Origin of the sequence: Paenibacillus praedii (assembly GCF_049725345.1) — a bacterium.
In the GTDB taxonomy this organism is placed as follows: Bacteria; Bacillota; Bacilli; order Paenibacillales; family Paenibacillaceae; genus Pristimantibacillus.
Genome location: NZ_JBMWAM010000015.1, coordinates 72,022 through 96,959, shown reverse-complemented (window position 1 = coordinate 96,959; position 24,938 = coordinate 72,022). Strand labels below are relative to the sequence as shown.

The window sequence follows — 24,938 nt, the reverse complement described above, 5'->3', positions numbered from 1 at the left end:
GGATTATCAGATAATACGCCTTGTTCTACACACCACATAAAGAAACTTCGCAAATAAACAAGTCGATTATTATACGTTGCTGGTTTGATATTTTCTTGCCCTAAGTGTTCGTATACGGATTTTTCAAGCTTTTCATATGAATATTTCGCTGCTGAGGAGCCATCTGGTTAATCTGTGAGAGCCACCGTGTTAATCAAATAGAGCCATCATGTTAGTCGCGAGAGCCACCCGTTGGTAGAATGGAGAAATGTGCCGCTGGTCATCAGAGCACAAATTCCAATGGGAGGTCATCGAATGACCAAGTACCGAGATATTTTACGGCTCAACAGCATGGGATTGAGCCAGCGCAGCATTGCATCAAGCTTGCAATGCTCGCGGAACACGGTTTCAGAGGTATTAACCAGAGCGAAAGTGAAGGGGGTGTCCTGGCCGCTGCCGGAGGATGTAGTCGAAGCAGACCTTCAGTATTTGCTTTACCCCGAGAAGGCCCAAGTCTCATCTCGCAAGATTCCGGACTGCGAGTACATCCATCGAGAGCTAGCCAAGAGCGGCGTGACCCTTAGTCTACTCTGGAACGAGTACTGCGAGAGCTGCCGTTTAAGCGGCGAAATCCCCCTCATGTACACTCAGTTTTGCAATTACTATCGAAAGTACGCCGCGACAACTAAAGCCACCATGCACATTCAGCGTAAGCCAGGCGAGCATATGGAGGTCGACTGGGCCGGTCAGACAGCTGCTTTGGTAGACCGGGAAACCGGCGAAATCATGCCGGTATACATCTTCGTCGCAACACTTCCATCCAGCCAATACGCATATGTGGAAGGCTTTCTTTCTCAAGCACAAGAAAGCTGGATTTCCGCGCACGTCAATGCCTTCAATCATTTCGGAGGCGTCCCCAAAATCCTTGTTCCGGACAACCTCAAAACTGGAGTGGAACAATCCTCTTGGTACTCCCCCGTTATCAACAAGACCTATCATGAAATGGCAGAGCATTACGGTATTGCTGTTATCCCTGCCCGAGTCAGAAAACCCAAAGATAAACCTAGCGTGGAGGGAACGGTTGGGATCATCTCCACATGGATTCTGGCGGCATTGCGTAAGCAGACATTCTTCACTCTTTCCGAATTGAACGAAGCCATCTCAGTGAAGCTCGAAACCTTCAACCGTAAGCCATTTCAGAAAAAGCCAGGCAGCAGGCTGAGTGCCTTTCTTGACGAGGAGAAGCACACTCTGCAGCCGCTACCTGTTTCTGCGTACGAATGTGCCACCTGGAAAGTTGCCACCGTACAGTTCAATTATCACATAGCTGTAGACAATATGCATTACAGCGTTCCCTATGAATATATCAAACACAAGGTAGACGTCCGAATTACGCGCGGCGTTATCGAAGTGTTCTACAACCATCATCGGATCTGCTCTCATCCCCGGCTTTACGGTCGTCCGGGACAATATCATACCGTTTCAGATCACATGCCGGAAAAGCATAAGCAGTATGTGGAATGGAATGCAGAGCGCTTTGTCGCATGGGCAAAACAGGTGGGGCCTTATACAAGTACAGCCATCAAAGCCATACTTGCGGGTCACCGGGTAGAGCAACAAGGATACAAGTCTTGCATGGGCGTATTAAAGCTGGCAGACCGGTATTCCTTGGTTCGTCTTGAATCCGCCTGTGCACGGGCTCTTAGCTACACACCCAATCCTAGCTACAGGCATATCAGCACCATCCTGAAATCAGGGTTGGACACTCTTGAGGAAAATGCAACGATCGAACAACTAGGCGCGCCTTCCGTGAATACTCATGGCTTTACACGCGGTGCAGACTATTACGGGAGGAAATCCTAAATGTTAACCAATACGACGATTACGAAGCTAAATGAAATGCGTTTAAGCGCCATGTCTGAATCCCTGCGGGAGCAAATGCAGAACCCGTCTTATTCCACACTGTCTTTTGAGGAACGCTTCGGGCTAGTAGTGGATGCAGAATGGGCACGCCGGAAGACGAACCAGCTAAGCAGGCTTCTCAAAAAGGCAACGCTACGCTATCCGAGTGCATGCGTCGAGGACATTGAATATCATTCAGACCGACGCTTAGAGCAACCTCAGATCCTGCGGCTCGCAACTGGCAATTATATTCATGAGAAGCACAATGTCATCATTATGGGCGCATCAGGCGCGGGGAAAACCTTTATCGGGTGTGCGCTGGGCAACGCAGCTTGTCGTCATTTATATGCAACGAAGTATATCCGGTTGCCTGAGCTCCTAACGGACCTGGCTATCGCCCGTGGAGATGGAACATATAAGAAGGTTATTGCCCAATACAAGAAGATCAGCCTTCTCATTATCGACGAATGGTTGCTGCTTCCCCTGACTGCAACAGAAGCCCGAGATTTGCTTGAGATCATCGAAGCCCGCCACCAGAGCGCCTCGACGATCTTCATCTCCCAATACGCTCCGGATGGTTGGCATGAGAAGATTGGCGAACATACAATGGCCGACGCAATCCTGGATCGAATTGTGCATAATTCATATCAAATGCTAATCGACGGCGAAGATTCCATGAGAAAAAGGAAAGCACCTCAGTTCTAAGATAATGTTCCGAGGGCTGCCCCAAACCGGGGTGGCTCTCCCCTCCGATAAGGTGGCTCTATTTCATTAACATAGTGGCTCTCATTCATTAACCAAGCGGCTCTGCCGCACCGAAATATTCATTTCATAAGATTTAGTTGCATCGGGAAATCGTTTAAATAGCAGATTAACGTGCGTAGTGTAATCAAGAATGGTTTGTTCACTTAGATTGTTTGCTTTCTTCCAATTGATGAACTGTGTTAATGCTTCTTTCATTGTTGCTGGTGCCGCTTTTTTAATCTTTGTTAAGCGCATAGACAAAGAAAAAACCTCCTTCGCCGGCATCTGATTAGTCAGATACTGCAAAGGAGGTTTATCGACTTCTACGTGAGTCCTGTGTATCTAATTTAAACACACAGGACTATGACATAGCACAGCTTATGTACTTCGTGAAAACCATTGAAATCTCAAGGTTTTGTAGGTATGCCGAGGACGGGAATCGAACCCGTACGGTGGTCACCCACCGCAGGATTTTAAGTCCTGAAACAGTCTTTTGAACCCTTTATGAAAACCATAGAGATATCGAGCATAAATCCTTTAACCATACGGGTTAAAGGTACTTTTTTATATTCCTCATCCTCTAAGTCCGAGATATGTCGGACAGATTTATGTTAGCAAAAATGTTAGCAATACGAAGGGCAGAAGTTATATGCTTCTGCCCTTTGTAAATCAATTGACCTCTATGCTGCCAGTGGAGCGATAGTGTTTTGTAGGTTAAGGAAAATACGGGGGAAAGCCTTGTCATATAAAACCTTTTGGGGATTAATGCTTCTACACTCGATTGCTCTGCGGCTAAAAAAAGAAAAAGTGAGCCCAAAAATGTGACCGAAAGTCATTATTAGCATCAGAGTGACATCAGATCGGAGCTTATCTTCAGCGATCGGCTATCTACTCTAAGCACCACAGATATTGGAGTAGAAAACCTTGTTCTACAATTCTTTGGGATAGTGTAAATGAACACTTCGTTCTCCCCAGTTGAGTTTATAGCTGATAATTCTATTTAATTTAATAAGTATCTAAATTGCTCTGGTTATATGTAACTATCGTTTAATCGAAACTGAATAATTAAAGTAGTTTACATCTAACTCTATGTGGTTAGATGTAAACTACTTATTTCTCGATACGCTGGTGCGAAAAACAAATTACATTTATCTAATAAGTTTTCTGGAGATAATAAGCGAAGCATTTGATCTCCATGAGTACGTTTAGAATAATATAATGACCTATCTTCGAAAATCATTTGTACTTTTTTCTTGTAATTTCCTGAAATTTTGAGTAATAATTCTTCTTTAACACCTGTTTGAACTGCATCCATAATTTGATCGCTTAATTTAAAATACTTTCCTTCAATAATCCCATACCTCTCAATGCCGATTTCCCAGTAATCTTTTATAATATGTCTATCAATATATATTCTTAGTCGATTTAAAAAAAAATCATTTTTATATAATTTTGAGAATGTATTACTCCAATCTGTCAAAAACCATGATTCGATCTCGGGTGAGGCTAGCAGAAAAATTAACGGTATGTCTTTACCAATTATATTATTGACTTCGTGTTGAATACCTTTTTTTATTTCATGAATCTGAACGTCATTCTTATCATGAAAACGACAATCTAAATCATCTTCTATAATGAATGCAGCATATTTAGCATATTCACTCTTATATCTCTTCATCCTTACATACATTTCTTCTATCAGTGAATCTCCTGTAAGACCGCTTACTTTCGGATCTAATCCTCTTCGAAATTTGGGTTTGTTAGGTAACAATTGAGTATATTCATAATTACCATTTACTTTTTTCAAAAAGGAAGTCATAGCTCCAGCTTCCGTCCAAGCTCCTGTAACAAAACATCCTATCTCTTTTACCATGTTGGCCAACCACCAATTACAGGATCATTGGTTCTATAAAGATCACCTAGTTGCCAATCCCCTAAATCATCTTGTATTTCATCATAAGAGAGCTTTCTAATACCCTGATCTGGTTTATCGCTGAAGACAAAAATCCCAACTTGACCTGCTTGGAACCCATCAGTAAATACATCCAAGAAATCTGGTGAATGAGTACTGATAAAATATTGACGTTTACTTTGCTGCGTTAAAATCCATTTACCTATTATTTTTTGCCAAGCAGGATGCATGTTCATTTCAGGCTCATCCAGTGCCATTAAAGAATAACTATCTTCTGGAAGAGTTAATAATAAAGTCAGCAACATTGCTTTAATTGTTCCGTCAGAAACATCACTTAAATCAAATTGATTGTAATTGTACCCCATACGAAATACGAGTTTTTCAAATTCATGTGAAATATCTGTGGTTGTTATATGTGGCATTAATTGTTTTAAACTTTCTTCAAACTTTACTTTAAAGTACAAGTCCTTGCTTTTATGATTGTTAAATACATTTACAAAGTTGCTACCATCCTTATATAAGGATGTGCCTTTCAACTTAGTTTCAACTGGTTGTCTGATCGCAGATAAGTTGAATTGAGCGCTTGAATATGATGAAAACCCTTTAAAGTATTTTAACAATTGATCGAATTTCGGATTAAGCTTTGTGCGAATAATTTTAATATCATCAATTTGATTTTTTTCAAATAAAGTATCCTTAAATTGAAGTAAAACCGTATCTTGATTCGTTACTGGCATTTCGACTCTTTTGTTAGGCTGCCCTTTTTTTATAGCAGTTGAGAATATACAAACCCCTTTTTTGTCTGTATGACATTTAAAATAATTAAACGGACGAGACTCCTTCATGGGTGTATCAGACACACTTAATTCTTCCTTCGTAATAAAAAATTGTTGAATTTCTTGTCCAGTGTGAAATGCAAATTGATAATCACACACTTCACCATCTAGTTCAATATTCCAATTAAAAGTAATTTCTGATGTTTCTTTTTCATTTTTATTGAATAATTTCCCCCAACCATTTCGATCAACCTCAGAAAGAAAAGCACTATCATATGAATTATCTTTACCACCAATAATCATATTAGCAAAAAAAGAAAGCGCCTTTATAAAATTTGTTTTCCCTGAATTATTAGGCCCGATTAGTATATTTATCTGATTAAATTCGATATTATCTATGTTAACATTTCTGAAATTTTGAACTGAAAATTTTTTAATCATTTTTTATCCCCCTCATAATATTTAGCCTGTTAACTTCATTATACATCAAGGTTATGAAGTATCAAAAAAAACCTTCAAATTAGTATTTGAAGGCAATTTGTCTGGAATATGGTGTGGGGATAAGCCGAATCGAACCTCTGACCACATTGGTGCCATTAAAGAGATCGAGTCTTCAGCAAAGCTCAGAAAATTAAAAGTGTGAGCCAAAAAATAACCACCATTAATTACTTCTTAGCCTTGTTACCAAAAGAATCGAGTATCTCCATATTATTAAGAGCAGCTAAAATAAGTTGTGTAACTTTTTCTTTACAGCATGCTTTTAATAATGTGAGAAAGTCCGAATTTTTCATGACTAATAAATTCTAATGTGGCCTTACTTACACTTTCAGAATTCTTACAGATATTCCTAATATTCTCGTTTGAATAGCTTAACATTTGCTCTGAATTTGATGCTATCGTTTTGTCAACATACTGTTATATCGACTTAAATTCATTATTCGAATTTAGTTTCTTCGTTCACAATATTTTCTTCTTTCTGGTGATCCAGTTTTTTGAGGAATTGAATATGTTCAGCATATCTATCTTTAGTCAAACATCTTTTATACTCTTTCAATTTAACTACATTTGCCGCAGTGTCCTCTACTCCTGTTAACCTTTCAGTACCTACAATTACTTGTCCTCTTAGATCCATAAGCAATTCCAGAACTTTATTTATATTATTTAAATTCTCATCATCTTGCCCTTGTTGATTAGGAGTATCCACAACAAACAATTTAAAAGGATTATCAAGTCGATTTAGATTATATAGATAAAGTGATATATAATAAGCATAAATTACTCTAGGTAACTCACTTCCAGTGTGCTTTAATACAGGTAAGAAACTATTAAGCTTTACATTGGTTCCTGACAACTCCAGCCTTTCTAGTAAACTTCCCATAAGTACTTTTATATCTTTAGATATTTTATTCCTTCTCGTCGCCGACTCAATATCTTTAATACTATTCTGTGTGCTTTCTCTGATGCCCAAATATCCATCTCTTTCATTCTTAATATCTTCGATCTCTGAGCGACTCGTATTAATCAAATCATTCTTACCCTGATTCTTTATGGTATCTATTGCATTTGTTTTCTCTTCTAGCAATTGCAATTCTTGGTTCATGCTTATATAATCTGATTCAATTTCAATAGATTTTTTTTGATAAACCTTTATTTCTCCTTGCAGTTTCTCTAAATCATAAATAGCACTCGTTAGTATGTTGGTTGCTGTTTGAACATCTTTAATCAACTCTGATTTCTCAACTAATTCATTAGAATGAACAACTCCACAAAACGGACAAGTAATATTTTCATCTAAACTTGAAGCAAAAGTATGATCAGCTACAATTTCCTCTGAATATTTGTTCAAAGCATTAATGACCAATTTTCTTTCATATTCTTCATTCTGAAGTTGACTTATCTGATTACTTATTGATAATCGCTCTTTTTCTAACGAAGTTAACTGTTCTAAAATTATCTTGCTTTTCTCAAAGTCACTATCCAATATACTTGTATCCTGTACATTCGAATTTTTTCGTCTTTCCTTTGTTAAAATATTCATTACAAACTCTTCTACAGTTTTGATCCTCAACTCAATATCTTTTATTAATATCCTATATTTCTCTAACACCTTTCTTAGCTTGAAATACTCTTCATTTTGATAACCAACTATGTACTTTATTATTTGTTTTTCCCAATTAGAAACATATGACAATTTTTCGAAGCTCTTTGCAATCGAATGCCACCCTTTATCTTGATCAATATATTGAAATGAAAATATATATGGAGGAGCAACTGGCTTGTCATCACCATTTTTAATGATCCACCCAACATGTATATCAAATAATTCTAAAAATTTAGCAGAGAACTCCGAGTAAGTGTAAGTTCCAATATAAGAAACTAAATTTAGATCTTCTGAGCTCGAAAACAGAGTGTATATACTGTCTACTCGTTCAACTAAAAAGAACGAATCTCCAATACTAAAACTTATAATTGATCGTTTATTCAGTTTTTCCCAATCATCATCAAATTTCAATTCACAACCCAGTGAATAAAAAATCGTTTTAATTAAGGACGATTTTCCCGTTTTATTTTTGCCAATAATAATATTTAATCCTTTCGTAAAAGCAACTTCAATTGATGACTCTTCTGTTTTACTTATTATGATTATCTTTCTTATCATTAGCTCGTTGCTCACTGAGTTCACCTTCTTTTAAAAATTTAAGCCTTAAATTTCGAATAAGCCTTTTATACGTCACTACTTTGACCTGATAAGATCGCTTCATAAAACACTCCTCTCAATACTAATGAATTAACTTCTTGGTGAATTTGTTTTTCCAGAAAACCTTCGATTAAATTTTCTAGTAAGTTATTTTGTATATTAAAATCATCAATTAAGTAAAAATTATCCTCCACTATTTCATCAATTTCTTGTATAAAAGCGCGGATAATATCTTGGTATAAAGCATCATTAATATCTAAAGCCTTCTTATGATGCTTCTTTATTGCTTTTAAAATTGCATTTATCTTTATATTCGATAGTTCATTCTTCTTTAAATAATTCCCAATTAATTCGTACATCTCATCAAGTTTTGGAATCGAACTAAATGTTTCTTCCAATTCATTAAAAATATCTGAAGAGATTCCCTTCTTCATTTTTAATTCCTCGTAACTTATAGGAGTTCTGATTATTGTTCTTGTCTTTTTTCTAACTGAATCAATAATATTAGTCAGCAAAAGATACCCGCTTTTCATATCTAAATTAAATCTACTGGCTACTTCAAAGAAGACTCCTTTAACTTGTTCAACGTGTCCCTCTAACGATAAAGGACTTTTTGTAAAAAAAGTGTTTTGAATAAATCTGTCAAATACAATATCCAATTGCTGTTTTGGCATCGTTGGGTATTCAACTAGAAGATAATTTTTAATCTTCGTGTACAATGCTAAATTTTCTTTTTTCAACTCTTTATGATCTTTCACTACTGATTGCCATTGCAAAACATCATCATCAAAATCTGCATTAGAAACAAAATGACAACTACTACAATCTGTAGAAAATTTATCAAAGTTGTAGAAAATGAATCCTAAAAAAGAGTTTTTATAACTACCATCTACTCTTTTAGATTTTTGAAACAGAGAGCTTAATTTCCATTCTTCTTTAGTAGAGGTTGTTTTTACTTGGTAAAAGTTCATGCTATTTGATGAAGGGCTATATTCACTTTCTGCCATATCATCATGAAATTCGCAGAATACTAAAAATGTTTTTTTATTTTGAATATTTTCTAACATATGATAGAGAATCCAATGCGCCTGATACTCAAAGCGATTATATGAATCTGATCCTGCTTTTTCTCTTAAATTTAAGTTTAGTATGTTTTGCACAACTTACCTCCCTGTATTCGCAGGATTTATTTGTATATGACTAAAGTACTAATTTCGACGTTTTCCGTCATTTTCCTTTTTTTCTAAATAAGTAAATTCCACTACTACCATGGGTTGACTATATTAGTATAACTCCTTATTGAATTTACATATTATATCCCTGATACCTATGCATGATAGGTAGTCCTCTCAAGAGACTAAATAAACAGAAAGCCGAACACGTTTCTACGTGTTCGGCTTTCTATTTTCAACTACCATATTCAGGAGGAAAAACCAATGAACCAATACCACAAAGAAGAACTAAAAAGACTTATCTCAGAATCATTACGAGAAAAACAGGACAGCTACGTTATTCAAGAACTCTTCCATCAGTTCCCCACAACAACTGAACTACTGGATGTTTCAGAACAGCAGCTCATTACCATCAAAGGAATCGGCAGCAGTAAAGCACGTCAAATTACCTCAATGCTTCAATTAGCAAAAGCACTTGCAGTTCCTGCTCAAGCTAACTACACCATTCGTAAGCCTAAAGACGTATTTGATCTTCTAGAGCCAGATTTAAGACACTTTACCAAAGAGCATTTTATCTGCATTTTCTTAAATACTAAGAATAAAGTGATATGCACTGAGACCATCTCTATTGGCTCTCTGAATGCTGCAATTGTACATCCAAGAGAAGTATTCCGTGCAGCTATTAAACGCTGTAGCGCATCCCTCATATGCGTACACAATCATCCGAGCGGAGATCCTAACCCTTCACCTGAAGACGTGAATCTAACAAAACGATTAATAAATGCTGGTGAGATAGTAGGGATTGAAGTCCTCGACCACGTTATAATAGGCAGCCCTAATTTCATAAGCCTTAAAGAACAAGGATTGATATAATACTTATAGTTCAATTTTATTTACCATAAGTTTCATTTGATGTACACTGTGTGCGATTGGTTCTATTGCTTACAGGTCTTTAGGATCAATAAAGACCTAAGTGCTAGTAAAGATCCAAATTTGCTGAAAGGAAGATGACTCTTGATTATTAAATGGATGCTTATTGCAGCTATTATTGGATTTATTGTTGGCATTATGTCGGGAACAGGGTTTCAAGGTGGTCTAAGCGGAGCTTTTATTTTTGCTGTTATCGCAGTTCCTGTTCGTAAATGGGTTTTGCGTACTTTTTGGGAGTAGTTTACATGTGTTGGATAAGATACGGCCTTAAAAACTAACGAATCAATAGGTTAATACCATTCCCCTTATGTACGCGTACCTTTATCCATGTGGGCAAACATTAATTCGATCATTTCCAAAATCAATTTCTGATCTTCCAACGAACGATTTAACATTACTTGATTTATCTTATTGATATAGTACTTGTCTTGATGTTCAATCGCTTCTGAAAGCAAGTAATCTACCGTCACTGCTAATTGATTAGAGATTTTGACAAGAGTGTCTAATGTTAAACTTCGTTCTTCTCGCTCAATTTGTCCAATATAAGCGTGCGAAACATCTATTTTCTCGGCTAGTTTTTCCTGCGTCAGGTTATGCTTTTGTCGCTCTTGGCGAATCCGAGCACCCAGTATTGTATAGTCCATAATTAATTTATCCCTCCCACACTAACATTAGTGAATTAGGAGGCACAAGATAACTAACCATAAGTTTTATAAAATATGCTGATTGTTTCATTTTAGATTCATTTGAGAAAGCGAGGTTCTCTATATAGTGAGTGCTAAGAATATGATTATTTACGTATCCAAAACACGACGACCTTATAATCGGACTGACGGGAAGAATGATGCCATTAATTTAGGAACTTCTTATACTGTTGGTTCAAATGGGACAGTAATATTTTCTGGCGAAGATAACACCTTATATGTTACAAAATATACTGATACCAACAGGCAGGGATATCGAACTGCAATTAATAAACCAGGTATGTATATTGTCACCGGATTCTGTGTAATGCCGTTGCCTTCTACACCAAAAAAACTCGTCTAATGTACAACCGAATTAGAGCTACAGTAAATAACAGAGCAAAATTCTCCATTGAGAATACTGACATGTTACCAGTCCCTATAAGCTATCTTTGACCATAATTAAACGATTCACTAGACTAGAACTGAGATTCCTTATTAAAGCAAATAATAAATTATGTGATCCCGATATTATTGGAGAAATCGCAAACTTAATCGGACAAACGCTATCCTTTGAAGAGACAATTCTTCGCTCTTTCATTAACTTGGATAATATCACTGATACCTACATTACAATTAACAATGAATTCATCTCAAAGGCTAAAGAATTTGAGAAGAAGCTTGCTGATGACAATCATCAGAATAGGTGAAAGACAAATACATTCACAATTACAAGTCTATTCCAACCACAGCTCCATCATTTATTTGAGAAGGGGAAATCATTCCCCTTCATAATTAATTTCAGCCTATTATTGCTCTTCCAAATAGTTGTAAATCCTACCTTCCAAATTTTCAAGCCTGCTATCCCCCCATTCAGGAGGAAGGCATACAGGATTTATGCCCAACTTCCGCAGTTTGCATAGTCTGCTGCTGAATCTGTCCATAATTTGCTCCCTGCTCCTATTTCCACTCGCAAACTCCAATTGATTAGGAAACTGTAATCTAGCCCTCCAAATACTGCCGCATTTATCGATGAATTCAATAAATCGAGTCAACGTTATTCGTTTTTCATGACTCTTGACCCTCGAACCAATGATCTCTTTCGCCTTGTCCAGTGTATAATAATCACCTGTACCGATAATTAAATCGTAATAGTAACGTAATCGCTTTTGACACCGCTCTAAGGACAGAATGTCACGAACTTTGTCCTCACATTCCTTGCATTGAACTTCAAACCTCATAATCCCCTTCGTTATGCTGTAATCCTTATATGGTTTCCCCGACTTCTGTTCCTTCTCTTGTAGCGTTTTATACCTATTATACCAATGCACCGTTACCGTTTTGGCATTTAGATACAAATTCGTCTCTGAGTCTAAGTATTTTTGTGTAACAGGATCATGTAGCATATATAGAGGCGGGTTTCCTTTTTTATACAAGTATATTAATTTAGGAAGTAATGCTTCACCGACTAACAAATCGACAGTGTACTCCACTCTTTTGGCTCTCCACTCATAGAAGCATGGAACATTAAGATCGATAATATCTTTCATAATATAGTTGAACTTCGTACTGACCTCGCCAAAATCACTAATGCGAGTCAAACCATAGTAATTTGAGCCGTCAATATTATTAAGCAATTCTGGACGTAATCGAATTTCTATTGAACGATAATTCCATATCCTACGCATTCGTATTTCTTGGAATCCATAATTGGAAAGCCCATTCGTAACATAAACAGATGTGTCCCATTTGTCCCGCCTCAGTCCATGACGGCTACCTTTGAAATAACCCTTTAGTTTCGCAAACGAATCCTGATACTCGGATTCCGTCATCTCATAGACAACATATAGCTTGTCAATAGCCATTCATATCACCTGACCTTTTCCCGCACAGAGCAGCACCTCTGAAGTCATACTGCCGGAGAGGGTATATTATTTAAGTGTCAAGGTGATGTTAGCGGCACAATAAAAAAGTACATGAGCAGCCTAGATGCTCATGTACTTCATTTTCATTCTATGATATTTTGATTTTTCAATAAGAATTCATCTACTCGTGATTTATCTAGTGTGAATGCCCGCTGATTCTTACTTTTAGGTATTTTTTTGTCAGGTCGAAAATTCTTCTCTTCCTTACCCTCATTATCCAATATTCCATGCATAGAAAGGAATACATAGAACGGTTTATCGAGTGTAAAATCCATCTCCCCCGACTGCTGTAGAATATTAGTTACAGACGACTTTAAACGTACATAATCAAAGAACCATTTCGTTTCATTTTCCCACCCGACGAATTCTTCTTGAAGGTCTGCGTTAACATCCATCTTATCATCTATCATTAAGAATTGAGATTTGTTCGCGTAATTTCGAACTGCCTTCAAGAATTTAACCACGTCCAACTTCATGGGATCAAGTTCTGTCTTTACTATTCCTGATTCACTCCATATCGAATATCCATCGTCTTTTAAGTAACCAACAGAACCATCCTCATGCACTCTTAACCGTTCTACCCATCCTACTGCATCATTGAATATTAATTTCTCGTCATCCTCTTCTAACAGTCGTGTAGCAAGCTTAATCGCCCGTAATAAATAAGGGTATAAATTATCTCGATATAAATAGAAATCATAATCAAGAAAATTTGGATCAATCCACTTTGGATTAGCTAACGTTTCATTAAGCAAATCAAGTTCAACACATTTATATTTTTTTTTGTTCATTCGAGTATAGACCTTAATACGAAGCCCTACTTCTGTACGCTTATGCTCTTGTATGTCAAAAATGCGAAGACGCTCTATCGGAACAACAAAAAAATTACCAATGTAAGTCCCTTGTAGTTTTCTCTTCCCTTCCACCCGATTATTTTCTTGTTTTTGTTCTGGAGTTAACTCCTCATTATTCACTCTTTTGTCTTTTCTATTTTGATCGATTCTTTTTCTCGATACCTTTAACATCTTGCCACCTTTTATCAGAAAATCCTCGCACATTTCCGAGAAAATCGCATTCATCTCATCTATAGTTTCTTTTAGTCTAACAAACTCCTTATCATACCATTCTCTATCAATATACGTTACGTGTTTTACTGAACAATGAATACCTACATCCTTAATCATAATGTCACCCTTTTATTATCTTTAGTAAAAAATCATTTAAGGCAATACAATCAGATAATCGAATAAGGAATGTACATATAGTGCCTACCCCATATATATTCACTATCAGCAGATGTATAAATAGCTTTGGGATTTTCGGGGAAATTGGGATTCTTGGGATTGTATATTCTAACTATAACTAGTTATAGCTTTCAAGTCTACTATACGCAGGAAGCACAGGAAGATAGTAAAAAACTACGTATGGCATGAACAAATAACATAAGGTACGGGATAACGATTCTGAACCGTATTGTCGAAACTGATAAATCTATATTATTACCTTGGACAGGAGGTGAATAGCTATTATGCTTCAAGATTTTCCCGAAGTTATTACCGTTGAAGGTCTCATGGAAATTTTATTGATAGGTAGAAACACTGCTTACAGACTAATACGCTCTGGTGAAATAAATGCAATAAAAATCGGGCATACGTACCGAATTCCAATTTTGAGTGTAAAAGAATACATCCTAAGAAGCGCGCAAATGGACATCTCCAAATACATGTAAAAAATATCCAGTCTTGCTGACAGGGGCACTTATGCTCCTGTCTTTTTCATTTCCACAAAAACATATCGGAGGTTGACGCACATGAAAGGCAGCTTGCTCAAACGTAATAAATACTGGTACATCATTGTCGAAACAAAAGACGAGGCTGGAAAACGGAAGCAAAAATGGATTAATACCAAGTGCGAGAAGAAATCAGATGCGGAGAAAATTCTGCGTGAAACACTCACGAAAATAGACAATAACAACTTCGTACAACCGCAGCGAAAGCTTAAATTCACCGATTTCATGCTGGATTGGCTTCATAACGTAATTAAAAGCAAGGTTGAGGAAACCACTTGGGAAGGCTACGAGATGATCGTAACAAAGCATATTAACAAATATTTCATGAGCAAAAACGATGTATTGCTGCAAGAATTACAACCAATACACCTGCAAAAATATTATGAGACGAAGCAGCAGGATGATGCAGCAACAGGTAAAAAGGGGTTGTCCGCTAAAACATTACGAAGACATCACGCTAATATCAAGAGCGCTTTAAGTTTTGCAGTACGTATGAACCTGATTCCGTTTAACCCCGCAGATCGAGTCTTGCTTCCTAAGGAGGAGAAGTTCAACGCCAGCTATTACACTGTAGAACAGCTCGAAAAGCTATTTGAGGTTTGTTTGGGTACACCGATAGCATCGGCAGTATATATCGCAGCTCATTACGGTCTCCGGCGTTCCGAGGTGCTTGGGTTGAAGTGGGATTGCATCGATTTCGAGGAAAAGACAGTCTCTATTAAAGAAGTTCGCGTAAAGTACGGCAAAGAGGTTGTCGTCAAGAAGCCAAAAAGTGATAGCAGCCAACGAGTTTTACCGTTGATGGAGAAGATCGAGCATTACCTTCAGATTCTAATGAAGCAGCGAAAGAAAAACAAACTGCTATACGGCAAAGATTACATCGACAGCGGTCTTGTATGCTGTGTGCCTAATGGGAGCCCGATGAAAACAGAATACTTGAACCATAAATTCAAGGAAATACTCGCAAAGAACGGATTGCCGCATATCAGATTTCACGATCTCAGGCACTCTACAGCAAGCTACCTGGTCAAACACGGCGTAGGACTAAAAGAAGTCCAAGTTTGGCTAGGTCATTCCACTATCAACATAACTGCGAACACTTATACGCACATCGATATGGAAACAAAAAAAGATACAGCCTCAAAGATTAACTCCCTCTTCTCAAGCCAAGGAAAGGACGCTGCTCAATGAAATATGCCGTTTGGAGAGCACTCGACGATGCTGGAATAACTGCTTCACTATTAGACATCGCTAGAAGCCATGTAAAGCTTGCTTTAGAGTATGGCGATAAATACACTATACCTTCTCGCAAAGAAGTCATCAGAGCAGAAATCCAGCGGCTAAGAATGAAGCGTGACAGAATTCTCGAGCGTATCGCGGAAAGCAACAATTGATCTGTATAGAATCTGTTCTGACTTGAAGATAAAAGCTTCGAAAGTGTCGAGAAAAAGCGAAAAAATAAGCGCCGTTAGCAAAATGTTAGCAAACCCGCTCCACGAACGAAAAAAGGTTCCAGCCCATATGAGCTGAAACCCTTGATTTCATTGGTATTAAGTATGCCGAGGACGGGAATCGAACCCGTACGGTGGTCACCCACCGCAGGATTTTAAGTCCTGTGCGTCTGCCAGTTCCGCCACCCCGGCATGATGTAAGTGCTTTTTTCAAATCAAATGGTGGGCCCTGAGGGACTCGAACCCCCGACCAATCGGTTATGAGCCGACCGCTCTAACCAACTGAGCTAAGGGCCCTCGAAAAACGTCTGTTTCAACGTATTCATCGAAAGGTTGGTTGCGGGGGCAGGATTTGAACCTGCGGCCTTCGGGTTATGAGCCCGACGAGCTACCGGGCTGCTCCACCCCGCGACGTATGTCCATTTGTTTCAAAGCTACTTGAAATGGCGACATAAAATAATATACTATATATGCATGATTTAAGTCAAGCAAATTATTCTATTTTTTTTTCATACTTTTCATTGAGGTACGAACCTTACGCCATAACGGCCTTTGCGTGAACGAAACACTTCAACCTCTCTCGGACAATCGTAGCCATATATCCACCAATCGTTTTCCATTCTTCTCACTAGGCACCCCGCTTGAAACTTCGTATCGTACAGCCTTACCCAGTACACCCATCTCATACGAATCCTCCCTGATTCAATAGCCAAAAAACATATACGCCATATTGTAACGCTTGTAGCGTTTAGAATACCCCAAATTCGGATAAAACAAGCAAATCGGGTATACTCAAATTAGGTTATTTAAAGGAGCTGATTACGATGTTATTCGGTATCGTTGTTTTCCCGGAAAAGCATGTACAGGATTTGGCGAATGGGTGGCGCAAGCGGCATGATCCGCATTATACGACCATCCCCCCGCATCTGACCGTTCGGGAGGAGCAGGAGTGGAACGAGGAGCAGCTGCAGGTGGCTGTTGCCCATCTGGATCAGATATCCTCCTCGATAAAGCCGTTCACGATTCGCTTTAACCGTGTATCCTCCTTCTATCCCGTGAGTCATGTTATTTATTTGGCTCTTCAAGACACGAAAACCATGCAGAAGCTTCATAACGAGGTAAGCAGCGGCCCATTAGCGCTTGGAGCTCTGAAGAAGTATGTGTACACCCCTCATCTCACCATCGGGCAGCAAATGTCAGCAGATGAGCTTCACGATGTATATGGAAATCTAAGAATGCAGGACTTTGACATCACATCGAATATTGATCGTATTCATTTGCTGTATCAGAACGACAACGGCTCATGGACGGCTTATCAGTCCTTTTTACTAAAGGGATGATGTGCATACTGGTTTGTGAAATGCAAAAGCCCGCATACGACAATATATGTCGCATACGGGCTTCTTTCTATTCATCGTGCGCTAATTTATCTTGGCATTGGCATCGTGCTTACATCGTCGCCAGCTCCGCCATTTGGATCATTTTTCAAACGCTCCAACACAGCGTTGCCTTTGGTTTCCCACTCGGCAAGCGCTTCTTTAGCTGACTTCGTCTCGTCTAACACAGCCTGAAACAGCTCATAGCCAAACTGCTGCGCCTCCCAAATATTCGGGTTATCGCGATAAACCTTATCTGGATCCGTTGTCGTAGGCATTAAAGGCTTAAGCGTTGTGAATGCTTCCAAGTTATACTGCATCCCCCCAATCGGCTTCAGAAACTCCTTGCGCGCTACCATTTCGTAGACGCTTCTGGATTTCAGCTTCGCCCATTCCTTGCCATTCGTGAATTTAATGAAGTCCCAAGCATCTTTATCATTTTGAGCTTTGGCATTAATACCCATCAATTGGCTTAGTGTAATACTTGCGCCTGTTTCCGGATCGTTTGGATTAACAGGAACCGTAACCACATCCCAATCAACCGGTGTGAAATCATTTATTTTAGATGCGTTGTCTTGTGCTCTCTTGAGCTCAGTAATATATCCGTAATCACCGATAGTCATCGCCACTTTTCCTTTGATGAACAAATCGCCGTAGAACGGATCATTGACTCCTGCTTCACTTTGCTTCTGGTACATCATGTTCATATAATCCTGAGTTGGCACGATCTCTTCTTTATAAAGCGAAGCCACCGTATCCCATACTTGCACCCATTGATCGTTGTTTACAAGCATTTTTTCGCCGTTGTCATCCCACAATTTCAGTTGCAGCGCTTGGCTGTACATTTGCGTATCATTAAAGCCGTCTGAAGCCCAACGATTAAACGAGAAGCCGAACTGACGATCCTCGCCCTCTCCTTTAGCCACTTGGCGAGCAAGATTCAGTACTTCCTGCCACTCCATTTTGTCTGTTGGAGGACTGATATTCGCGTCTGCAAATATTTTTTTATTATAAAATAGCGCTGATGAGCTGAAGGTTGGCGTCAGCGCGTACAAATTGTTGTCACCCGCCGCTTTAATCCCTTCAATTACAGTTGGCACATAATCGCTCAGATCGAATTTGTCCTGCGTAACAAGCGGATCGAGCGGCTGCAATAAATTATCCTGGGTCAGGCGGCGCAGCAGGTTATAATCGAAAATAACCACATCAACTGGATTTTGTCCGTTCAGCATTTCCTTCAGCTTCTCAAACGTATCGGGCTGTGACATCGGTTTTCCCGGCTCCGTTTGATCGAAACGTTGATCATCATAGTTAACAGCGCTTACGATTTCAAACTCGATATTGGGATTCATCATTTCGTACGTGTCCGTATACTGTTGGCGATAATACGACTCCATGTCCGAACCGCCCGTAACAAATCCAACTCGCAGTACGCGTGTCTCAGATGACGTTTCCGCTCCTCCGGTGCACGCAGCCAGCAAGCTGACAAGCAAAGCAAGCGTTATGCTTAGCATTGTAATTTTACGAATTCCTCGTCCTGACAACCGTTTGTTATTCATACGATTTAACCCCCCAATGATTTAGGCCGCGTAATAATTATCCGCTCACCGTCAAATTCCATCGTTGCTTTGTCCTTAATGTTAAGAGCTGATAAATATTCCTTGGGTACCTGCAAACGTCCGACTCGGTCTACTACGACATAGGCTTCATGCACATTTTGCAGCCCGCTTGCCGTCGGAAGCTCTGCCTCACCTCCATCTGGATTAATGTTCGGATTACGTTTTATAAACTCCGTGCTGGTCAAACCATCGCGTATGGCAACGACGCGATCCACCTTGCTCGCGAGCGACAAGTCATGCGTAACAATGACAATAGTTATCCCGATTTCGCGGTTAAGCTGACGGAAAATCCCCATAATCATATCGGAGGTTGCCGTATCTACCGAGCCTGTCGGCTCATCCGCAAGCAGCAGCTTAGGCCGATTGGACAGCGAAATCGCGATGGCAACACGCTGCTGCTCCCCACCGGAAAGCTGATGAAGCTTGTTGTGCATACGCTCCTTAAGTCCCACCCATTCAAGCAGCTGCTTGGCGTAAGCACGATCCACTTTGCCGGAAAGCATCATCGGCATTTCCACGTTCTCAAGCGCTGAGAGATAAGGAAGCAGATTACGGGCATTATTTTGCCAGATAAAGCCTACGGTTTCGCGTTTGTACTGCACGAGCTCCTCTTCTGTAATTTTGAGTAAATCCCAAGGACCTACTCGAACCTGACCGGCAGAGGGGCGGTCGAGACCGCCCAACGTATTAAGAAGCGTTGATTTGCCGCTGCCGCTGTTGCCGATAATAGCCATAAGCTCGCCTTCGTTCACCTTTAAATTCAAGCCCTGAAGCGCAACGACCTCCAAATCTTCTGTTTTGTATATTTTCACTAAGCCCTCGCAATCGATCATTGCTTTGGTTTCTGGGGCTTCTATCGATTCTTTCGTTTCTGCCAGCTCTGTCGTCTCAGTTGTCTTTGAAGACTCTTTAGCTTCTGTCAGCTCTGTCAACTTCGTCATCGCTCCTCTCCCATCTTAACCGCTTGATGCACTTTGAGCCTGCGGATATGCAGGAAGAGCAGCAGCGCTCCGATCGTCATCATGACCCCGACAACGATAAACAGCTGATTCGTATCGCTTGATTCGAAGACAACACGAAATGGAGGCACGGTCTCGGCAACGTTCTCGGTCGTCTGCAGGAATGGCAAAAACAGTAAGCTTACGACTTTACCAATAAGTACGCCCAGCCCAATTGCAAGTCCAGCTGTGAACAGCTGCTCTAGCAGCAGCATGCCGGTTAGCTGCTTGCGTGATAAGCCCATCGCGCGCAGTACGCCGAATTGAACAACACGGCCCGATAAATTGAAAAACCAATACAACACGTAACCAGCCAGCGTAATAATAACGGAGACTAGGAAGCCTAAGCTCAAAATACCGAATACTCCGCCTCTAGTCGGATGCTTAGCCTGCGAGATGAGCTCGGATCGCACATCCTTCACCGATGCCAGCTCAACACCTGCCTTCTGGAGCTCTTCTATAATAGGAGCAACCTTCGCATCAGGTTCCATCTTCAGCCATATCTCATACGGAATAATCGGCAGCTGATCATAAATATAGTCCAGATTCGTAATAACGAAGGGTGATTTATCCGGGTATTGACTTGGCCAGTATGGCAGAATGCCTACAATGGTAAATTCAAGCATGCCATCCGGAAAACCAACCGAAACCAAATCACCTAGCTTGAGCTGATATTGCTCGGCAACTCCCGAAGGAATAAGAGCCGCATGCTCATAAAAGCCTAAATTGTTTAAATAATGAAACGGATGCGCCGGATACAAATCATTTCGGAACCACGCTACTTTGGAAAAATCTTGATTATCGATCCCCATAATTGTACCTTGACCGATTGATTTGCCTGAAATGACAACATTCCCTTTCGTTTGCATCACACGCGCAGCTGCTTCTACCCCCTCTAAGGAACGGAAAATCTCGAATGGAGGCTCGCTGTACAAAACACGAGTCGGCACCGTCTGGCCGCCTCCGCCAGCGCCGCCGCCGGGATTCTCCCCACCGCCACCGGCACCGCCGCCACCAGGATTTCCACCTCCGCCGCCGGCTCCACCGCCAGGATTTCCGCCGCCTGAACCATTATCAGGTGTACGCGAAATCTCCGCTGTGCCTTCCCACACGGTTTGAATAATGACATCGGAACCATATTTGTAAAGGGTACGTTCTGTCGAGTTCAAATCGATCGTTCTGGCAGCAGATGCATTATACACGCCAAGACCTAGCGTCAGTACTAATAGGATCATTAGCGGATAATAGCCCTTTGACGATCGTGATAGCTGTGTGAGCGTCAAATAGATCGGAACAGGCAGAAATCTGCGCCCAAGCCAATTAAATAGCTTCAGCAGCCATGGGAACAGCCGCAAGAAAAATAACCCCAGCGCAAAGATGGAGAGCGCCGGAACAAAAAACAAAAATGGCTGTACGTTAAGCTGATCGGTTGTCATTCCAGTTTGAAACGTAAGCATTTGTCTTTCATTGAACATATACCAGCCATACCCAGCCGCACCTAGCAGCAGTATATCCAGATACCAGCGCTGCCAGTTCGGCTTGCGATCCGAGCGAGCCAGCTCTTGCTTGTAGCTCACTATCGAGGATCTGGCATAAATGATGGCTGGAATAATAGTTGCCAGCAAAGCGAGCAGCACCGCTGCTCCGCCTGCGATCAAGGCCTCTGTCGAGAAGCCTACAGGTATTGACTTACGGTTAACGAAGGATAAAAATCCGTTGGCCGATCCGATGCTCTTTGCCATGAACCAACCGATAAATGGTCCGCTCGCAAGAGCGATACCACCAAGCAGCAGGCCTTCAAGCAAATAAATCCAAATGACCTGCCTTGTACCCGCTCCGCGGCTTCGCAGCACCGCAATATCACTGCGCTGCATATCAAGCGATTGTCGAGCGTTCATCGCAATGAAGAAAAAGACCATCGCAAGCATTGGTGCTGCAAGCGTGAACAGCAGCGTTTGCAGCTGCAGACTTTGCTTCTTGAATTCGGTCAGCGTGGAAGCAAATGATATCTCCACTCTCGTATCCTTTAGACGCTGATACAAATCAATGTTTAATCGCTCAAGCGTGCGTCCAAGCGGCGTTAGTTGGCTCGTTTGAATGTCCGATAAATCGAATGCATAATACCAGCTGGCATTATGCAGCGGAATATTTTGCTTTTCGAGCAGTGATTTTTTGAAGGCTACTTCACTAATTTGGAGCGTATTAAGAAGCCCCTCCTGACCTTGATACCAATAAGTGCTCGTATCGCTAAGCGGTTTGACCGCCCCGACGATCTTGACCCGAAGCGTAAGATCAAGTCCGCCGTATATCGGATATTCAAAAACATCACCGATATGTACATCATTACGGTACATCGCTTCCTCGAACATAACCGCTTCGAGAAGCTCGCCGTCTCCCTCTGCATTTACAAACCATCTGCCCTGCACCAGCTCCGTATTGTTCTCCAGGCCGGACATCGACATCATCGTCAACTGACGAGTGCGGCCCGCATCGACCTTCGTCGTATCCTCTGGCACAACCTCAGAGCTGCGGATGGAAAAGCTTTTGACAAACGTCTCGTACGGAAAGCCGATTTCATGCGGAACACCCTCAGCTATATAACGGTCAAGTTCCGTTAACGCCGGTATATCCGTTTTCTCGCCAGCCGGTGATTGATACCGCATAAGCAATGACCCCGCCGGCAATCCTGTGCTTTTCTGCTGCAGCGATTCAGCTACAACTCTCTTAAGGGCACCGTCCGCATACATCGGTATGCTGGTTGCAAACGCAACGGCCAATGTTAATCCCGCAAGCGTGCTTAAGGTTAGCCAGCGTGTGTTCCACATTTTGCGAAACAAAAAACGAAACAGAGGAATTCCCATCGGCTATCGACCTACTACTTTCTGCCCCGGCGTGAGCCCTTCCAGAATTTCAATCTGAGTAGCGGTTTGCTGGCCGACTGCCACGTCAACCTCACGCTTGCCATCCTCGTCAATCACCTGCACATAAGTGCGGGAGCCGATTGAACGAAGCGTAGAAGGAGGTATCACAATGGCATTTTCTGTGCGCTTCGTAATAACGCTGATCGAAAGCGGCATGCCGCGATTCAAGTTTTTAGGCAAATCTTTGATACTGACAAGCATAAAGTCCTCTGGACGCTCAGGCTTCGTATCGCCAGGCTGGCCGCCTGGATTCCCGCCGTTACCCTGTTCATCGGTCTGGATCGGCAGCTGCTGGATCGTGCCTTTGAATGTACCGACATTTGTAATGTTTGCTGATATTTCCATGCCTACAGCTACTTTCTCCAGCTCAGTTTTAGAGAGCTTGGCGGCAGGCGTGATTTGACTTGTATCCGCTACGATGGCGATTGGAGCATAGGCCTTGATCAGATCGCCCTTCTGTACATTCAAGGTTACAATCGTCCCTCCGAAGGGAGCCGTTAAGGACGCCTTAGCGATTTCCTCCTCCATATCGACCAGCTTCTGCTTCCGCTCTTCGAATGCAATCGACTTCTCCTCAAATTCGATGGGATCCATCTCATCGCGCTGGCGAAGCGTTTCTTTCATAGCCATTTCCTCTCGCTTAAAAGCAAGTCTTTCCAGACGCAACGCTTTCGACAAATCATCAACATCGAGCACGCCAATCGCTTGACCGGCTGTAATCGTATCTCCTGCTTTAACATAGAGCTCTTTCAAGTGCTTGCCGTCCAAGGTGAAGAACAAGGTCTCTTCTTTCATAGAGATCAACTTGCCGATTACTTGGACCTTCGTCTCCAGTGTGGCTGTCGTCACCTCATACTCCGGCTTCTTCGATATTTGAGGCGGCATGATTTCCGGCCATACCTCCTCCTCTTCCTCTGCAGGCAACAGCGAACACCCGCTTGCGAATATTAACGCAACACTCATAACAGCAATTATTAAACGTTTAAATAAATTTCCCGTCCACCATTTCATAGACATGGTCGGCAACCTCCAAAATCGTAGGATCATGTGTAGTCATACAAATTGTAACGTGTTCCGTGCGAATAATATTTTGAAAAACCGCCATGATTTGAGCTGACATATTTGTATCTAATTCTGCTGTCGGTTCATCCGCCAACAGAAGCATTGGCTTATGGGCAATAGCCTTAGCGATCGCAACACGCTGCTGCTCCCCCCCTGAAAGCTCGAATGGACGATGATGCATCCGCTTCTCCAAGCCTACGCGTTCAAGGCACTGGGCAACCCTTTCCTTCCACTGTCCGCGCGGCACCCCCGCCATGCGCAGAGAGAGCTCTACGTTCTCCCATGCAGATAACAACGGCATGAGGGCGTATGCCTGGAATATGAAACCCATATCCTTCCTTCTTACTAACGTTCTCTGGTTGTCACTCATACTGTGAAAAGGTAAACCATTAAACATAATTTCGCCCTTGCTTGGCGTATCCAACCCCCCCAGGCAATTAAGCAATGTTGTCTTTCCAGAGCCTGATCGGCCCCGAAGCATGACAAGCTGTCTCTCCTTAAGCTCCATTCGAATGCCTTTCAATACATGCAGCGGCGAACCGCCAACCTGGAATGTACGCTCTACGTTCGTAACGGCAAGTAGACTGCGACGTTCTCCTGCGGGCTCACGCTGCTGCTCAGTTGATTGTTCTGCTTCCTGCGGAATGGTCATGAGCGCTCCCGGTCCCCCTTAATCAGCTTTCATAATTCTAATCTTACATGATAGACGAAGGACATGTTCAAAAAGTTACGTCATTTACAAACAACTTTTTATCTTTTTAAAAATCAAAAAAACTGCTTTCGGCAAATACTTTCGCAGCTTGCCGATCACAGCTTTTCCTATATACTACTTCACTTTAAAATGCGAAATCTCTAGGAAGCTGTCAGCGAGCTGCTTGTTTTGAAATCGATTAACCCCATCTGAAGCAGCCTTCACAGCGGCTTGATGCCGAAAAACAAAATGGGTTCTCTCCAATTGTCCCAGCACATTAAAAACAAAGGAGCTATCCCCGTCACATTCG

Annotated in this window: 22 protein-coding genes and 3 tRNA genes; 8 read left to right on the top strand and 17 right to left on the bottom strand. The window is 41.2% G+C overall.

The window, feature by feature from the left end:
- Window positions 1-294: 294 nt before the first annotated feature.
- A complete protein-coding gene (istA, locus tag ACO9K6_RS14830) occupies window positions 295-1,842 on the top strand; it encodes an IS21 family transposase (RefSeq protein WP_424768335.1) in 1,548 nt (515 codons plus the stop codon).
- On the top strand, window positions 1,843-2,586 hold the full coding sequence (gene istB, locus ACO9K6_RS14825) for an IS21-like element helper ATPase IstB (RefSeq protein WP_424768334.1): 744 nt from the start codon (window positions 1,843-1,845) through the stop codon (window positions 2,584-2,586).
- Window positions 2,587-2,667: 81 nt separating this feature from the next.
- Here the strand turns inward: istB and ACO9K6_RS14820 are convergent, their stop codons facing one another.
- The 5 genes from ACO9K6_RS14820 to ACO9K6_RS14800 form a co-directional block, all read right to left on the bottom strand.
- A complete protein-coding gene (locus ACO9K6_RS14820) occupies window positions 2,668-2,886 on the bottom strand; it encodes a hypothetical protein (protein ID WP_424768333.1) in 219 nt (72 codons plus the stop codon).
- An 826-nt stretch (window positions 2,887-3,712) separates the two neighbouring features.
- Window positions 3,713-4,498 carry a hypothetical protein gene (locus ACO9K6_RS14815; RefSeq protein ID WP_424768332.1) on the bottom strand — a complete coding sequence of 262 codons (786 nt, stop codon included), beginning with the start codon at window positions 4,496-4,498 and terminating at the stop codon, window positions 3,713-3,715.
- Window positions 4,492-5,754, bottom strand: coding sequence for an AAA family ATPase (locus ACO9K6_RS14810; RefSeq protein WP_424768331.1), 1,263 nt, complete (start codon window positions 5,752-5,754; stop codon window positions 4,492-4,494). Before ACO9K6_RS14810 ends, ACO9K6_RS14815 begins: the two co-directional genes overlap by 7 nt.
- A 493-nt stretch (window positions 5,755-6,247) precedes the next feature.
- Window positions 6,248-7,987 (bottom strand): hypothetical protein, encoded by a 1,740-nt coding sequence (locus ACO9K6_RS14805; protein WP_424768330.1) that lies wholly within the window; start codon window positions 7,985-7,987, stop codon window positions 6,248-6,250.
- Window positions 7,988-8,037: 50 nt separating this feature from the next.
- Window positions 8,038-9,171: a dsDNA nuclease domain-containing protein gene (locus tag ACO9K6_RS14800; protein ID WP_424768329.1), complete on the bottom strand. Its 1,134-nt coding sequence runs from the start codon at window positions 9,169-9,171 to the stop codon at window positions 8,038-8,040.
- 276 nt (window positions 9,172-9,447) lie between these two features.
- Between ACO9K6_RS14800 and radC the strand changes: the two genes are divergently transcribed.
- A complete protein-coding gene (radC, locus tag ACO9K6_RS14795) occupies window positions 9,448-10,056 on the top strand; it encodes a RadC family protein (protein WP_424768328.1) in 609 nt (202 codons plus the stop codon).
- Window positions 10,057-10,197: 141 nt separating this feature from the next.
- Window positions 10,198-10,353: a hypothetical protein gene (locus ACO9K6_RS14790; RefSeq protein WP_424768327.1), complete on the top strand. Its 156-nt coding sequence runs from the start codon at window positions 10,198-10,200 to the stop codon at window positions 10,351-10,353.
- Window positions 10,354-10,418: 65 nt separating this feature from the next.
- Here the strand turns inward: ACO9K6_RS14790 and ACO9K6_RS14785 are convergent, their stop codons facing one another.
- From ACO9K6_RS14785 to ACO9K6_RS14775, 3 genes are all read right to left on the bottom strand, one after another.
- Window positions 10,419-10,757, bottom strand: coding sequence for a helix-turn-helix domain-containing protein (locus ACO9K6_RS14785; RefSeq protein ID WP_424768326.1), 339 nt, complete (start codon window positions 10,755-10,757; stop codon window positions 10,419-10,421).
- An 848-nt stretch (window positions 10,758-11,605) separates the two neighbouring features.
- Window positions 11,606-12,661 (bottom strand): hypothetical protein, encoded by a 1,056-nt coding sequence (locus ACO9K6_RS14780; RefSeq protein WP_424768325.1) that lies wholly within the window; start codon window positions 12,659-12,661, stop codon window positions 11,606-11,608.
- Window positions 12,662-12,804: 143 nt separating this feature from the next.
- Window positions 12,805-13,905 carry a hypothetical protein gene (locus tag ACO9K6_RS14775; RefSeq protein ID WP_424768324.1) on the bottom strand — a complete coding sequence of 367 codons (1,101 nt, stop codon included), beginning with the start codon at window positions 13,903-13,905 and terminating at the stop codon, window positions 12,805-12,807.
- 344 nt (window positions 13,906-14,249) lie between these two features.
- Between ACO9K6_RS14775 and ACO9K6_RS14770 the strand changes: the two genes are divergently transcribed.
- The 3 genes from ACO9K6_RS14770 to ACO9K6_RS14760 all read left to right on the top strand — a co-directional run bounded on the left by ACO9K6_RS14770 (window position 14,250) and on the right by ACO9K6_RS14760 (window position 15,904).
- Window positions 14,250-14,450, top strand: coding sequence for a helix-turn-helix domain-containing protein (locus ACO9K6_RS14770; protein WP_424768323.1), 201 nt, complete (start codon window positions 14,250-14,252; stop codon window positions 14,448-14,450).
- Between the two features lie 81 nt (window positions 14,451-14,531).
- Complete coding sequence (locus ACO9K6_RS14765; RefSeq protein WP_424768322.1) at window positions 14,532-15,701, top strand: tyrosine-type recombinase/integrase; 1,170 nt, start codon at window positions 14,532-14,534, stop codon at window positions 15,699-15,701.
- Window positions 15,698-15,904, top strand: coding sequence for a hypothetical protein (locus ACO9K6_RS14760; protein ID WP_424768321.1), 207 nt, complete (start codon window positions 15,698-15,700; stop codon window positions 15,902-15,904). The genes ACO9K6_RS14765 and ACO9K6_RS14760 overlap by 4 nt, the downstream gene beginning before the upstream one ends.
- A 163-nt stretch (window positions 15,905-16,067) precedes the next feature.
- Here ACO9K6_RS14760 and ACO9K6_RS14755 read toward each other — a convergent pair.
- The 4 genes from ACO9K6_RS14755 to ACO9K6_RS14740 all read right to left on the bottom strand — a co-directional run bounded on the left by ACO9K6_RS14755 (window position 16,068) and on the right by ACO9K6_RS14740 (window position 16,647).
- Window positions 16,068-16,153 (bottom strand) — tRNA-Leu (locus ACO9K6_RS14755).
- Between the two features lie 28 nt (window positions 16,154-16,181).
- Window positions 16,182-16,258, bottom strand: a tRNA-Ile gene (locus ACO9K6_RS14750).
- Between the two features lie 37 nt (window positions 16,259-16,295).
- A tRNA-Met gene (locus ACO9K6_RS14745) sits at window positions 16,296-16,372 on the bottom strand.
- A gap of 107 nt (window positions 16,373-16,479) precedes the next feature.
- Window positions 16,480-16,647, bottom strand: a complete 168-nt coding sequence (locus ACO9K6_RS14740) for a hypothetical protein (RefSeq protein ID WP_424768320.1) — start codon at window positions 16,645-16,647, stop codon at window positions 16,480-16,482.
- A 138-nt stretch (window positions 16,648-16,785) separates the two neighbouring features.
- On the opposite strand from ACO9K6_RS14740, the gene ACO9K6_RS14735 reads away from it, so the two are divergent.
- A complete protein-coding gene (locus ACO9K6_RS14735; RefSeq protein ID WP_424768319.1) occupies window positions 16,786-17,301 on the top strand; it encodes a 2'-5' RNA ligase family protein in 516 nt (171 codons plus the stop codon).
- Window positions 17,302-17,387: 86 nt separating this feature from the next.
- Here the strand turns inward: ACO9K6_RS14735 and ACO9K6_RS14730 are convergent, their stop codons facing one another.
- From ACO9K6_RS14730 to ACO9K6_RS14710, 5 genes are all read right to left on the bottom strand, one after another.
- Complete coding sequence (locus ACO9K6_RS14730; protein WP_424768318.1) at window positions 17,388-18,896, bottom strand: ABC transporter substrate-binding protein; 1,509 nt, start codon at window positions 18,894-18,896, stop codon at window positions 17,388-17,390.
- 5 nt (window positions 18,897-18,901) lie between these two features.
- Window positions 18,902-19,789 carry an ABC transporter ATP-binding protein gene (locus ACO9K6_RS14725; protein WP_424768350.1) on the bottom strand — a complete coding sequence of 296 codons (888 nt, stop codon included), beginning with the start codon at window positions 19,787-19,789 and terminating at the stop codon, window positions 18,902-18,904.
- 104 nt (window positions 19,790-19,893) lie between these two features.
- A complete protein-coding gene (locus tag ACO9K6_RS14720; RefSeq protein WP_424768317.1) occupies window positions 19,894-22,815 on the bottom strand; it encodes an ABC transporter permease in 2,922 nt (973 codons plus the stop codon).
- Between the two features lie 3 nt (window positions 22,816-22,818).
- Window positions 22,819-23,892, bottom strand: coding sequence for an efflux RND transporter periplasmic adaptor subunit (locus ACO9K6_RS14715; protein WP_424768316.1), 1,074 nt, complete (start codon window positions 23,890-23,892; stop codon window positions 22,819-22,821).
- On the bottom strand, window positions 23,858-24,589 hold the full coding sequence (locus tag ACO9K6_RS14710; protein ID WP_424768315.1) for an ABC transporter ATP-binding protein: 732 nt from the start codon (window positions 24,587-24,589) through the stop codon (window positions 23,858-23,860). Before ACO9K6_RS14710 ends, ACO9K6_RS14715 begins: the two co-directional genes overlap by 35 nt.
- Window positions 24,590-24,938: the final 349 nt, after the last annotated feature.

Bases quoted from the DNA above. Each gene is read 5' to 3' on its own strand.
- ACO9K6_RS14765 (WP_424768322.1), top strand. From the start codon at position 14,532: ATGAAAGGCAGCTTGCTCAAACGTAATAAATACTGGTACATCATTGTC.
- ACO9K6_RS14780 (WP_424768325.1), bottom strand. From the start codon at position 12,661: ATGGCTATTGACAAGCTATATGTTGTCTATGAGATGACGGAATCCGAG.
- ACO9K6_RS14735 (WP_424768319.1), top strand. From the start codon at position 16,786: ATGTTATTCGGTATCGTTGTTTTCCCGGAAAAGCATGTACAGGATTTG.
- ACO9K6_RS14715 (WP_424768316.1), bottom strand. From the start codon at position 23,892: ATGTCTATGAAATGGTGGACGGGAAATTTATTTAAACGTTTAATAATT.
- istB (WP_424768334.1), top strand. From the start codon at position 1,843: ATGTTAACCAATACGACGATTACGAAGCTAAATGAAATGCGTTTAAGC.
- radC (WP_424768328.1), top strand. From the start codon at position 9,448: ATGAACCAATACCACAAAGAAGAACTAAAAAGACTTATCTCAGAATCA.
- ACO9K6_RS14730 (WP_424768318.1), bottom strand. From the start codon at position 18,896: ATGAATAACAAACGGTTGTCAGGACGAGGAATTCGTAAAATTACAATG.
- ACO9K6_RS14725 (WP_424768350.1), bottom strand. From the start codon at position 19,789: ATGATCGATTGCGAGGGCTTAGTGAAAATATACAAAACAGAAGATTTG.
- ACO9K6_RS14720 (WP_424768317.1), bottom strand. From the start codon at position 22,815: ATGGGAATTCCTCTGTTTCGTTTTTTGTTTCGCAAAATGTGGAACACA.
- ACO9K6_RS14760 (WP_424768321.1), top strand. From the start codon at position 15,698: ATGAAATATGCCGTTTGGAGAGCACTCGACGATGCTGGAATAACTGCT.
- ACO9K6_RS14710 (WP_424768315.1), bottom strand. From the start codon at position 24,589: ATGACCATTCCGCAGGAAGCAGAACAATCAACTGAGCAGCAGCGTGAG.
- ACO9K6_RS14810 (WP_424768331.1), bottom strand. From the start codon at position 5,754: ATGATTAAAAAATTTTCAGTTCAAAATTTCAGAAATGTTAACATAGAT.
- ACO9K6_RS14775 (WP_424768324.1), bottom strand. From the start codon at position 13,905: ATGATTAAGGATGTAGGTATTCATTGTTCAGTAAAACACGTAACGTAT.
- ACO9K6_RS14815 (WP_424768332.1), bottom strand. From the start codon at position 4,498: ATGGTAAAAGAGATAGGATGTTTTGTTACAGGAGCTTGGACGGAAGCT.
- ACO9K6_RS14785 (WP_424768326.1), bottom strand. From the start codon at position 10,757: ATGGACTATACAATACTGGGTGCTCGGATTCGCCAAGAGCGACAAAAG.
- istA (WP_424768335.1), top strand. From the start codon at position 295: ATGACCAAGTACCGAGATATTTTACGGCTCAACAGCATGGGATTGAGC.
- ACO9K6_RS14770 (WP_424768323.1), top strand. From the start codon at position 14,250: ATGCTTCAAGATTTTCCCGAAGTTATTACCGTTGAAGGTCTCATGGAA.
- ACO9K6_RS14740 (WP_424768320.1), bottom strand. From the start codon at position 16,647: ATGAGATGGGTGTACTGGGTAAGGCTGTACGATACGAAGTTTCAAGCG.